Here is a 12068-nt window from a genome sequence, read left to right as displayed (position 1 = left end):
AGCAACCCCCATGAATCTCAGGAGAGTTCTGCCCTACGGGCTGGCCGCGGTGCTCGCGCTGCCGCTGGCCGGACTGAGCCAGGGCACCGCCCTGGCCGCCACCGACTACCAGGCCGAGGACGCCACCATCGCGCAGGGCACGGTCGCCACCAACCACACCGGCTACACCGGCACCGGCTTCGTCGACTACACCAACATCAAGGGTTCGTACGTGGAGTTCACGGTGAGCGCGGCCGCCACCGGCACCTCGTCGCTCACCCTGCGCTTCGCCAACGGCACCGCCACCGACCGCCCGATGGACATCTCCGTCAACGGCACGGTCGTCGCCTCCGCCGTCTCCTTCCCGGCCACCGCCGACTGGAACACCTGGGTGACCAAGTCGGTCAACGTGCCGCTGACCGCGGGCAGCAACAAGATCCGGGCGACCGCCACCACCGCCGACGGCGGCCCCAACCTGGACCGGATCAGCGTCGGCGCGGCGGCCGACACCCAGGCCCCCACCCGGCCCGGCCAGCCGTCCTGCTCCGAAATCGGCGAGAACGGCCTCACCCTCGGCTGGGGCGCGGCCACGGACGACGTGGGCGTGGCGGCGTACGACCTCTACGAGCACGGCAACAAGATCGGTGAGGCGACCGGGAGTTCGACGTCCAAGACCCTCACCGGGCTCACCCCGAACACCACCTACGACCTCACCGTCATCGCCCGGGACGCGGCCGGCAACACCTCGCTGGCCAGCCCGGTCGTGGACTGCACGACGAAACCGAGCAGCGACACCACACCGCCGACCGCGCCCGGCACTCTCACCTCGGCCGGTATCACCGCGAACACCGTCGACCTCGCCTGGGGCGCGTCCACCGACGACCGCGCGGTGACCGCGTACGACATCCGCAGCGGGGACACCGTCTACCAGACGGTCACCGGCGCCACGACCACCACCCTCACCGGTCTCGCCTGCGACAGCCCCTACACCCTGGACGTCGTCGCCCGGGACGCGGCCGGGAACGTCTCCGCGCCGAGCAACACCGTCACCTTCACCACCAAGGCCTGTGCCACCGACGGCGGGGTCCCGTCCTCCATCGCCACGCTCTCCACCGGCTGGACGATCCCCTGGGGCACCTACTGGATGCCCGACGGCAAGACCGCGCTGGTCACCGAGCGGGACGACTTCCGGGTCTGGAAGGTGACCAAGGACGGCACGAGGACCCAGGTGGGGACCGTCCCGAACGCCGTCACCACCAACGGCGAGGGCGGGCTGCTCGGCGTCGCCGTCGACCCCAAGTGGGAGACCGACCACTACGTCTACTTCATGCACACCGCCTCCGAGGGCAACCGGGTCGTGCGCATGACCTACGACGGCACCAAGCTCAGCGACTACAAGATCCTGCTCCAGGGCATCAAGAAGAACCGCTACCACAACGGCGGACGGCTGCTCTTCGGCCCCGACGGCTATCTCTACGTCTCGACCGGCGAGGCCCAGACCCCCGATCTCGCCCAGGACAAGAACTCCCTGAACGGCAAGATCCTGCGGATGACGACCGACGGCAAGGCGGCCCCCGGCAACCCGTTCGGGAACTACGTCTACAGCCTCGGCCACCGCAACCCCCAGGGCCTCGCCTTCGACCGCAACGGACGGCTGTGGGAGGCCGAGTTCGGCAACAGCTCCAAGGACGAACTGAACCTCATCAAGCCGGGCGCCAACTACGGCTGGCCGACCTGCGAGGGCACCTGCTCGGTCGCGGGCATGACCAACCCCAAGGCGACCTGGAACGTCTCCGAGGCGTCCCCGAGCGGGATCGCCATCGTCCGCAACGTCGTCTACATGGCGTCCCTGCGCGGCGAGCGGCTGTGGCGGATCCCGATCAACGGCAACGCGGAGACGGTCGGCACGCCGACGGCGTACTACGTGGGCACCTACGGGCGGCTGCGGACCGTGACCAAGGTGCCGGGCGCCGACCAGCTGTGGCTGTCCACCACCAACTGCGACAACAACGGCAACCAGGCGGACGGATCCGACAAGATCTTCCGGATCGACATCAAGTGACGGATCGTCAGGCCCGGTAGAGGGCCTCGACCTCGTTGGCGTAGGCGTTCTCGATCGCCTTGCGCTTCAGCTTCAACGACGGGGTCAGCAGCCCGTGTTCCTCGGTGAACGGCTGGGCGAGGATACGGAACGTACGGATCGACTCGGCCTGTGAGACCAGGGTGTTGGCGGCCACCACCGCCCGCCGCACCTCGGTCTCCAGGTCGGCGTCCCGCACCAGCTGGGCCGCGGACATCTGCGGCTTGCCGCGCATGGTCAGCCAGTGCTCGACGGCCTCGGTGTCGAGGGTGACCAGGGCGGCGATGTAGGGGCGGTCGTTGCCGACGACGATGCACTGGTTGACCAGCGGATGGTCGCGGACCCGCTCCTCCAGGACACCGGGGGAGACGCTCTTGCCGCCGGAGGTCACCAGGATCTCCTTCTTGCGGCCGGTGATGGTGAGATAGCCGTCCTCGTCCAGGGAGCCCAGGTCACCGGTGGCCAGCCAGCCGTCGTGCAGGGTGGCGTCGGTGGCCTTCTGGTTGTTCAGGTAGCCCTGGAAGACGTTGCCGCCGTTCAGCCAGATCTCGCCGTCGTCCGCGATGTGCACGGTGGTGCCCGGGATGGCCTGGCCGACCGTGCCGTAGCGGGTGCGCTCGGGCGGGTTCGCGGTCGCGGCGGCCGTCGACTCGGTGAGGCCGTAACCCTCGTAGATGTGCACCCCCGCCCCGGCGAAGAACAGCCCGAGCCTGCGGTCCATCCCCGAGCCGCCGGACATGGCGTTGCGGATCCGGCCGCCCATCGCGGTGCGGACCTTGGAGTAGACGAGCTTGTCGAAGAGCTGGTGCTGCATGCGCAGCCCGGCCGACGGTCCCGGGCCGGTGCCCCAGGCCTTCGCCTCGACCGCGTCCGCGTACTTCACCGCGATCTCCACGGCCTTCTCGAAGGGCCCGCCCTTGCCCTCCTTCTCCGCCTTCCGGCGCGCCGCGTTGAACACCTTCTCGAAGATGTACGGCACGGCCAGGATGAACGTCGGCCGGAACGCGGCCAGGTCGGGCAGCAGCGCCGCCGCGTGCAGCTGCGGCTGGTGGCCGAAGCGGACACCGTGCCGGATCGCGGCCACCTCCACCATGCGCCCGAAGACGTGCGCGAGCGGCAGGAAGAGCAGGGTGGAGACCTCCTCGCCCTTCTTCGCGCGGAACACCGACTCCCAGCGGGCGACGACCGTGTCCGACTCGAACATGAAGTTCCCGTGCGACAGGACACAGCCCTTGGGGCGGCCCGTGGTGCCCGAGGTGTAGATGATCGTGGCGATCGAATCCGGGGTGACCGCCTGCCGGTGCCGGTGCACGATCTCGTCCTCAAGGTGCGCGCCGGCGTCGTACAGCTCCTGCACCGCGCCCGAGTCCAGCTGCCACAGCTGGCGCAGCTGCGGCAGCCGGTCGATGACGGTGGCGATCGTCATCGCGTGGTCCTCGTGCTCGACGATCGCGGCCGTGCACTCGGCGTCGTACAGCATCCAGAAGCACTGCTCGGCCGACGAGGTCGGATAGACCGGCACCACCTGGGCGCCGATCGTCCACAGCGCGAAGTCGAAGAGCGTCCACTCGTAGCGGGTGCGGGACATGATCGCGACCCGGTCGCCGAACCGGATGCCCCGCGCGAGGAGGCCCTTGGCGAGGGCCAGGACCTCGTCGCGGAACTCGGCGGAGGTCACGTCACGCCACTGGCCGAGCTCGTCCTTGCGGCCCAGTGCGATGTGCAGCGGGTCCTTCTGGGCATGCTCGAACACACAGTCGGCCAGACCCCCGACCGGCGGCGCCGACGCCAACGGCGGGTTGGTGAACTCGCGCAAACCCCGCTCCCCGCTTCTCGCTCCACAGTGACGGTAGTGACGCTCCGCAGCACAGCGCCGTGAAAGCTACCCCACCGGAAGACCCTTCGGGAGGGGGTGCGAAAACGAGCATTGCTCTCGTATGGTCGCGCCCACGCCTGGAAAATACGCTCACATGGGGAAGGGTCGGACAGAATCCCTTACGGTTCAGTAAGTTTCGGCTCCGTAATCTCCACTGAATCTGTACGACCCGATTACGGCCCCCAGCCGGTTACCGACCGGTCAGGAGCCTGGTGTCGACGTGCTCTTCTGAGACAGCGTCGAGGGGGCGGATTCTGTCACTCCGCCCGCCGCCCCGGGTGCCCTCACCAGCACCAGGACCAGCGCGCCCGCCACCGTTCCGGCGGCCCCCAGCACCAGCAGACCGGTGTTCAGCCCCGAGGCGAACGCGGTGCGCAGGGTGTGTTCGGCGACCGTCCCGCGCAGCGCCCCGGCGCCGCCGCCCGCGAGCGTGTGCGCGGCGTCGTGCGGCAGCGTGTCGCTCATCCGGGAGGTGAGCACGGTCCCGAAGACGGCGACCGCGAGCGCGTACCCCAGCTGCCGGACCGTGTTCACCGCCCCGCCCGCCATTCCCGACCGCTCCGCCGGCACCGCCGCCAGCGCCGCCCCCGCGACCGTCGGCGACACGAACCCGGTCCCGACACCCACCAGCACGAACCCCGGCACCAGCGCCGTCCAGCCGGAGCCCGGACCCAGCACCGCCTGGCAGAAGTTCCCCGAGCCGATCAGCAGCAGTCCGCCGCCGACCGTCAGCCGGGCCGGCACCCCGTGCAGCAGCCGCCCCACCAGCACCGCGGTCACCATCGCCGCCACCGTCAGCGGCAGCAGCGTCAACCCACCGCGCACCGGGGTCATCCCGAGCAGCGTCTGCATCCAGATCGACACGTACGGCAGCGATCCGAACGCCACCCCGCTGAACGCCAGCGCCCCGAGCATCACCCCGGTGAACGACCGCTCGCGCAGCAGCGACAGGTCCAGCAGCGGATGCGCCGCCCGCCGCTCCACGACGACGAACGCCAGCAGACCGGCGGCCGCCGCCGCGAACGCCCCGAGCGCCGCCGACGCCGTCCAGCCGTCCTCCCCGGCCCGCACCACGCCGTACGTCAGCCCGCCCGCGAACACCGCGAACGCCACCGTCCCCGCCCAGTCCACCCGCATTCCCCGCGGCCCCCGCGACTCCGGTACGACCCGCAGCGTCAGCCATATCGCCACCACGCTCACCGGCAGGTTCACCAGGAAGATCCAGCGCCAGCCGGGCCCCGCCGTCAGCAGTCCGCCCACCACAGGACCGACCGCCGCGGCCGCCCCGCTCACCGCACCCCACACCCCGAGCGCGGCCGAGCGCTGCCGGCCCTGGTAGACCGAGGCGATCAGCGGCAGCGTCGTCGCGAACATCGCCGCCGCGCCCACCCCCTGCACCGCGCGCGCCGCCACCAGCGTGCCCGGCCCGGACGCCAGCCCGCACAGCAGACTCGCCGCCGCGAACACCACGACACCGGCCACATGCACCCGCCGCCGGCCGAGGATGTCGGCGGCGGCCCCCGCGCCGAGCAGCAACGCGGCCAGGGCCAGGGCGTAGCCGTCCACCACCCACTGGAGATCGGTGAGCGACGCGTGCAGCGCCGTCGCCATGTCCGGCAGCGCCACCACCACGATCGTCACGTCCAGCAGCAACATGAACGTCCCCAGGCACACCGCGGTCAGCGGCCCCCATGTGCGCATCTCCGTGCTCCTTCGCTTCGTCGACCGACCTTCGCTCCGTAGGATGGCCGCACCGCGGCCGATCGGAGCGGAGAAGAGCGGCCGCAAGGCGAAATCCGACGGGGGTTGCCGTGCTGGAGCTGAAATCCGACACGACGGATCTGCTGGACGTACAGCTGCTCTGCGCGCTGGAGGTGGACGGCCGCGCCTCCTTCAGCCGGATCGCGGCGGTGCTCGGTGTCTCCGACCAGACGATCGCCCGCCGCTACCGGCGGCTGTGCGCCGAGGCCGGGCTGCGGGTCGTCGCGGTCCGGGACGCCGAACGGCTCGGCCAGGACCAGTGGATGCTCCGGCTGCGCTGCGCGCCCGACAGCGCCACCGTGATCGCCGACGCGCTCGCCAAACGCCCCGACACCGCCTGGATCGGGCTGGCCTCCGGCGGCACCGAGATCGCCTGCATGACCCGGCCGCGCAGCCCCGGCGACCACGACGACCTGCTGCTCGGCAAGCTGCCCCGGACACCGACCGTGGTGGAGATCCGGGCGCAGCAGCTGCTGCACCGCTTCTACGGCGGACCGACCGGGTGGGTGCAGAAGTTCCGGGCGCTGTCCGAGGAGCAGGTGGCCGCGTTGCGGGCGGCCGCGCCGGACGCCGAAGGACCCGCGCGGCTGGAGCCGGAGGACGGGCCGCTGCTCGCCGCGCTGGAGCGGGACGGCCGGGCGACCTACCCGGAGCTGCAGCGGGCCACGGGGCGGTCCGAGTCCGCGGTGAAGCGGCGGCTGGCCGCGCTGATCGGTTCCGGGGCGGTGTACATCGATGTCGAGTACCGGTCCGAGGTGCTCGGGTATCCCAAGGCGGCGCTGCTGTGGATCACGACGGCGCCGTCCGCGATGCACTCCGTGGGGGCGGCGTTGGCGGGGCACGACGAGGTGGCGTTCGCCGCGGCGACGGCGGGGCCGTCCCATGTCGTCGTGACGGCGGTGCTGCGGGACACCGCGCATCTGTACGCGTACCTGAGCGGGCCGTTGGGGCGGTTGGAGGGGGTGCGGCATGTGGAGGCGATGCCGTTTTTGCGGAGGGTGAAGCAGTTGACGTATGTGGGGTCGTATTGAGGGTGCGGGGCGGTGGGGGTTGAGCGCGCAGTTCCCCGCGCCCCTGACGGGGCGCTGTCGCTAGGGGCGTCTCAATTGGGTGCCGCTGGTCAGGATTGCCGCTGCCAGTGCGTCTGCCGCCGTCTGTGCTGGTGAGCGTCTGTTGCCGTGGACCAGGACGAAGTCGACCTTGTCCAGTTCCGGGAGGCCCGCGCGCTCGGGGACGCGGAAGAGGCCCGGGGGGATCAGGCCCCTTGAGTGGGCCATCACGCCGAGGCCCGCGCGTGCCGCCGCGATCAGGCCGTTGAGGCTGCCGCTGGTGCAGACGATGCGCCAGTCGCGGCCCTGGCGTTCCAGGGCTTCCAGGGCCAGGGCGCGGGTGATGCCGGGTGGGGGATAGACGATGAGCGGGACCGGGCGGTCGGGGTCCAGGCGGAGCCGTTCCGCGCCGATCCACACCAGGTCGTCGTGCCAGACCAGTTCGCCGAGGGGGTCCTCGGCGCGGCGCTTGGCGAGGACCAGGTCGAGTTTTCCGGCGGCGAGCTGCTCGTGCAGGGTGCCCGAGAGCTCCACGGTCAGTTCGAGGTCGACCTCGGGGTGGTCGTAGCGGAAGCTCTCCAGGATCTCGGGCAACCGGGTGAGGACGAAGTCCTCCGACGCGCCGAAGCGCAGTCGGCCGCGCAGCCGGGTGCCGGTGAAGAAGGCCGCCGCCTGCTCCTGCACCTCAAGGATCCGGCGGGCGAAGCCGAGCATCGCCTCGCCGTCCTCGGTCAGCTCCACGGAGTGCGTGTCGCGGGAGAACAGCTGGCGGCCGGCCGCCTCCTCCAGGCGGCGCACGTGCTGGCTCACCGTGGACTGGCGCAGCCCGAGCCGACGGGCGGCCTGGGTGAAGCTGAGCGTCTGAGCGACCGCCAGGAAGGTCCGCAGATGCGAAGGGTCGTACACTCGAACATGTTATCGCGAAACGTGATGGCAGTCAGAGTGGTATGCCAGGTTCCCGATCACAGGGCCGTGGAGGACGATGGAGGGGGCCCTTCCGGCCCTGGCACGAACGTCTGATCGACCCGCAAGTGGAGCACCGTGAAACGCCTGAGCTGGCCCCGTTGGATGCCGATCGACCCGTACGTCCTGCTCCTGCTCGGGACGGTCTGTCTCGCCGCGCTGATCCCCGCCCGGGGTACGGGCGCGGACGTGGCCTCCGGCGCCTCCACGGCCGCGATCGCCTTCCTCTTCTTCCTGTACGGCGCCCGGCTCTCCACCCGCGAGGCCGTCGACGGGCTGCGGCACTGGCGGCTCCACGCCACGGTCCTGGTCTGCACCTTCGTGATCTTCCCGGTGCTGGGCCTGGCCGCCCGCGGACTGGTGCCGGTCCTGCTCACCCATCCGCTCTACCAGGGCTTCCTCTTCCTGACCCTGGTCCCCTCGACGATCCAGTCGTCGATCGCCTTCACCTCGATCGCGCGCGGGAACGTGCCCGCCGCGATCTGCGCCGGGTCCTTCTCCTCGCTCGTGGGCATCGTCCTGACCCCGCTGCTCGCCGCCGCGCTGCTCGGCAACAGCGGGGGCGGGTTCTCCGCCGACTCGATCGTCAAGATCGTGCTCCAGCTGCTGGTGCCGTTCGTCGCGGGGCAGCTGCTGCGCCCCTGGATCGGCGGCTTCGTCGCCCGGCACAAGAGGATCCTCGGCCTGGTCGACCGCGGCTCGATCCTGCTCGTCGTCTACACCGCGTTCAGCGAGGGCATGGTCCGGGGCATCTGGCACCAGGTCAGCGCCGTCCGGCTGGCCGGACTGCTCGCCGTCGAGGCCGTCCTGCTCGCCGTGATGCTCCTGCTGACCTGGTACGGCGCCAAGGCGCTCGGCTTCGGCCGCGGGGACCGCGTCGCCATCCAGTTCGCCGGCTCGAAGAAGTCCCTCGCCTCCGGGCTGCCCATGGCCAGTGTCCTGTTCGGCGCCCATGCCTCACTGGCCGTGCTGCCGCTCATGCTCTTCCACCAGATGCAGCTCATGGTGTGCGCGGTCATCGCCAAGCGCCGCGCCCATGACCCGGAGGCCCAGGAGGAGGTCCTGTCCCCGCCCGCCCCGGCGGCTGAGCCACGGCCGGCGGTCGGCACCGGGACGCCCGGCCGCTGAACCGTCGACCGCCGAACGCGACCAGTTCACGGGCCTGTTGATCCGGATTTCCGGTACGGACGGCTCATGACGGCTAACGTTCCGTCATGACCGCACCCCTGGCGCTCGATCCGGCGCGCACCGCTCTCGTCCTCGTCGACCTGATGGACCGCATCGTCGCGCTGCCCCTGGAGCCCCGCAAGGGCACCGAAGTCCTGCACGCGGCCGAGGAACTGGCCCGCTCCTTCCGCGCGGCCGGCGCCCCCGTGGTGCTGGTGCGCGTCGAGCGTCCCTCGCTCGCCGAGCAGCCGCCGGGCAGCGGACTGGTGGCCGGGCTGAAGGAGGAAGGGGACGTGGAGATCGTCAAGCGTTCCATCGGCGGCTTCCAGGGCACGGGACTCGACGCCCGGCTCCGCGAACTCGGCGTCAGCAGCCTGGTGTTCGGCGGTATCGCCACCAACCTCGGCGTCGAGTCCACCGCCCGCGCCGCCGCCGACCTCGGCTACGACCTGGTCTTCGTCGAGGACGCCATGGCCGCCCTCACCGCCGCCGAGCACGAGGCGTCCGTCCGGCTGGACTTCCCCCGGCTGGGCACGGTCGTGACCGCGGCCGGCGTACGCCTCACCGCAGGCTGACCGCTCAGACCAGCGTCCCGCCGCCGTCCACGACCACCACCGACCCGGTGCTGTACCCCCCACGCATCAGGTACAGATACGCCTCCGCCACATCCGCCGGCTCGCCGACCCGCCCCACCGGCAGCGACTCGGCGGACGACCGGTACAGCCCCTCCCGGTCCGCCTCCGGCAGCTCCCGCCACAGCTCGGTGCGCACCACTCCCGGCGAGACCACGTTGACCCGCAGCGGCGCCAGCTCCACGGCCAGCGCCCGGGTCAGCGACTCCATCGCCCCGCACAGCGCCGACGCGACACTCGAACCGGGCAGCGGCCGCCGCCCCGCCGTACCCGTGGTCAGCACCACCGACCCGCCCGGACGGATCGACCCGGCGCCGTGCTTCACCGCCGTGTACGCGCCCCACAGCCGGGTGTCCAGAAAGCTCCGGGCCGTCGCGATGTCCGTCCCGGCCACGGACCCGAGGAGCAGCGAGTCGCCCGCCGTGTACACCAGGTGGTCGTACGCCCCGACCCGCGCGAAGAAGCCGCGCACCGCGTCCTCGTCCGACGCGTCCAGCACCTGCCCCTCGGCGCCCTCCGGCAGCACCTTCAGCGCCGCGTCCACGTTCTCCGGCCGGCGCGAGGCGACCACCACCCGCGCACCCTCGCGTGCCGCGCCCTCGGCGACCGCGAACCCGATGCCCGCCGTACCCCCGATGACGACGACACGCTGTCCCTGCAGACCCATGGCCGATCTCCTTCCGAAGCTGGTGTTGCGTCCCGTTCGGACGCTTCCAGCCTGCGGTCCGGCGGCCTGGGCCGTCCAAGACCTCTTCGAGCGCCGGCGATACCCTGGAGGCATCGCCACCGTGCCGGAAGGGGCCGCGGTCATGGATCTGGATCTGCGCAAGGTCCGCTATTTCGTGGCGGTCGCCGAACTCCTCCACTTCGGCCGGGCGGCCGAGCGGCTGCACATCGCGCAACCGGTGCTGAGCCGTCAGATCCGGGCACTGGAGAAGGATCTGGGCGCCGACCTGTTCGTCCGGGACAGCCACGGTGTGACCCTGACCGAGGGCGGACACCAACTCCTCGACGACGCGCGGCAGTTGCTGGCGGTCGCCGACGGCACCCGGCGCCGGGTCGTGCAGGCCGCGCGCGGCCGGCAGCGGCTGGTCGTGGGCTTCCGCGCCGGTGTCGTCGTCACCCGGGCGCTGCGCGCCTTCACCGCGGCCCACCCGGACGTCGAGGCCAACGCCCGCCGGGTCGAGTGGGACGACCAGGAGCAGCTGATCCTCGACGGCACCGTCGACATCGCCTACGTACGGCTGCCGGTCAGGGAGAGCGGGCTCGAACTGCGCCCGCTCTACAGCGAGCCCCGGGTGGCCATGCTCCCGGACCGGCACCGGCTCGCCGGGAAGCAGGAGATCTCCCTCGCCGACCTCGACGGCGAACGGTGGCTGCGCTACAACGATCCCCGGCCCGGCGACCTGCCGGTGCGCACCATCGAGGAGAAGTTCGAGTGCGTGGCCGCCGGCACCGCGATCACGATGGTGCCGCGCTCCGCCGCCGAGCAGTACTCCCGCCCGGACATCGTCTACGTCCCGGTCGTCGACGCCGAACCCGACCGCGTGCTGCTGGCCTGGGCGGCCGGCCGGCGCTCCCCGCTGGTCACCGCGTTCGCCGAGGCGGCGGAGGCCGTGCGGGAACCCGACTGAGGCGGGGCCCCTGCGGCGCAGGGGGCGCTCCCCGCCGGTCGGGGCCCCGCCGCCGTGACGCGGGGGACCGGTCAGCCCTGGGCGGCCGCGGCCCGCAGGGCGATGCGGTCCTCGCCCGCGTACACGTTCATGTTGCTGCCCCGCAGGAAGCCGACGAGGGTCAGACCGGTCTCCGCCGCCAGGTCCACCGCCAGCGAGGACGGCGCGGAGACCGCCGCGAGCACCGGGATGCCCGCCATCACGGCCTTCTGCGCCAGCTCGAAGGAGGCCCGGCCGGAGACCAGGAGGAGGGAGCGGGACAGCGGCAGGTCGCCGTTCTGCAGGGCCCTGCCGACCAGTTTGTCGACCGCGTTGTGGCGGCCCACGTCCTCCCGGATGTCCACCAGCTCGCCGTCCTCCGTGAACAGGGCCGCCGCGTGCAGCCCCCCGGTCCGGTCGAAGACCCGCTGCGCCGCGCGGAGCCGGTCGGGGAGGCTCGCGAGCAGCTCGGGCTCCACCCGGACCGGGGGAGTGTCGGCTATCGGCCAGCGAGCCGTCGTACGCACCGCGTCGAGGCTCGCCTTGCCGCACAGCCCGCAGGACGAGGACGTGTAGACGTTCCGCTCCAGGGTGAAGTCGGGGAGCCTGACGCCCGGCGTGGTCCGTACGTCGACCACGTTGTAGGTGTTGGAGCCGTCGACCGTGGCGCCCGCGCAGTACACGATGTTCTGCAGGTCGTCGGCGGCCGCCAGGACCCCCTCGCTCACCAGGAAACCGGCGGCCAGCGCGAAGTCGTCGCCGGGCGTGCGCATGGTGATGGCGAGGGGTTTCCCGTTGAGTCTGATCTCCAGCGGCTCCTCGGCGACGAGCGTGTCCGGCCGGGTGGAGACCGCTCCGTCCCGTATCCGGATCACCTTGCGTCGTTCCGTGACTCGTCCCATGTCCTGA

The 12068-nt window shown here is 71.6% G+C and carries 10 protein-coding genes; 5 read left to right on the top strand and 5 right to left on the bottom strand.

Annotated features, from left to right (window positions below; translation table 11 throughout):
- Window positions 1-10 precede the first annotated feature (10 nt).
- Window positions 11-2041 (top strand): PQQ-dependent sugar dehydrogenase, encoded by a 2031-nt coding sequence (locus tag ACGFZS_RS22300; RefSeq protein ID WP_393796620.1) that lies wholly within the window; start codon window positions 11-13, stop codon window positions 2039-2041.
- Window positions 2042-2048: 7 nt separating this feature from the next.
- On the opposite strand, the gene ACGFZS_RS22295 is transcribed toward ACGFZS_RS22300, so the two are convergent.
- Both ACGFZS_RS22295 and ACGFZS_RS22290 read right to left on the bottom strand, forming a co-directional pair.
- A complete protein-coding gene (locus ACGFZS_RS22295; protein ID WP_393796619.1) occupies window positions 2049-3875 on the bottom strand; it encodes an AMP-dependent synthetase/ligase in 1827 nt (608 codons plus the stop codon).
- 261 nt (window positions 3876-4136) lie between these two features.
- A complete protein-coding gene (locus tag ACGFZS_RS22290; RefSeq protein ID WP_393796618.1) occupies window positions 4137-5636 on the bottom strand; it encodes an MFS transporter in 1500 nt (499 codons plus the stop codon).
- A 113-nt stretch (window positions 5637-5749) separates the two neighbouring features.
- On the opposite strand from ACGFZS_RS22290, the gene ACGFZS_RS22285 reads away from it, so the two are divergent.
- Window positions 5750-6727 carry an Lrp/AsnC family transcriptional regulator gene (locus ACGFZS_RS22285; protein ID WP_393797001.1) on the top strand — a complete coding sequence of 326 codons (978 nt, stop codon included), beginning with the start codon at window positions 5750-5752 and terminating at the stop codon, window positions 6725-6727.
- Between the two features lie 60 nt (window positions 6728-6787).
- On the opposite strand, the gene ACGFZS_RS22280 is transcribed toward ACGFZS_RS22285, so the two are convergent.
- The gene (locus ACGFZS_RS22280) at window positions 6788-7651 is read right to left on the bottom strand and encodes a LysR substrate-binding domain-containing protein (RefSeq protein WP_393796617.1); all 864 of its coding nucleotides are present in this window, start codon (window positions 7649-7651) and stop codon (window positions 6788-6790) included.
- Between the two features lie 162 nt (window positions 7652-7813).
- On the opposite strand from ACGFZS_RS22280, the gene ACGFZS_RS22275 reads away from it, so the two are divergent.
- The gene (locus ACGFZS_RS22275; RefSeq protein ID WP_393797000.1) at window positions 7814-8836 is read left to right on the top strand and encodes a bile acid:sodium symporter family protein; all 1023 of its coding nucleotides are present in this window, start codon (window positions 7814-7816) and stop codon (window positions 8834-8836) included.
- 86 nt (window positions 8837-8922) lie between these two features.
- Window positions 8923-9450 (top strand): isochorismatase family protein, encoded by a 528-nt coding sequence (locus ACGFZS_RS22270; RefSeq protein ID WP_393796616.1) that lies wholly within the window; start codon window positions 8923-8925, stop codon window positions 9448-9450.
- 4 nt (window positions 9451-9454) lie between these two features.
- Here ACGFZS_RS22270 and ACGFZS_RS22265 read toward each other — a convergent pair whose 3' ends face one another.
- Window positions 9455-10174 (bottom strand): SDR family oxidoreductase, encoded by a 720-nt coding sequence (locus tag ACGFZS_RS22265; RefSeq protein ID WP_393796615.1) that lies wholly within the window; start codon window positions 10172-10174, stop codon window positions 9455-9457.
- 142 nt (window positions 10175-10316) lie between these two features.
- Between ACGFZS_RS22265 and ACGFZS_RS22260 the strand changes: the two genes are divergently transcribed.
- Window positions 10317-11141 (top strand): LysR family transcriptional regulator, encoded by an 825-nt coding sequence (locus ACGFZS_RS22260; protein WP_393796614.1) that lies wholly within the window; start codon window positions 10317-10319, stop codon window positions 11139-11141.
- A 71-nt stretch (window positions 11142-11212) separates the two neighbouring features.
- Here ACGFZS_RS22260 and fdhD read toward each other — a convergent pair whose 3' ends face one another.
- Window positions 11213-12061 carry a formate dehydrogenase accessory sulfurtransferase FdhD gene (gene fdhD / locus ACGFZS_RS22255; RefSeq protein WP_359214905.1) on the bottom strand — a complete coding sequence of 283 codons (849 nt, stop codon included), beginning with the start codon at window positions 12059-12061 and terminating at the stop codon, window positions 11213-11215.
- Window positions 12062-12068 lie beyond the last annotated feature (7 nt).

It is taken from the genome of Streptomyces sp. NPDC048288, from assembly GCF_043201555.1.
In the GTDB taxonomy this organism is placed as follows: Bacteria; Actinomycetota; Actinomycetes; order Streptomycetales; family Streptomycetaceae; genus Streptomyces.
This window is presented reverse-complemented; position numbering and strand designations above follow the sequence as displayed.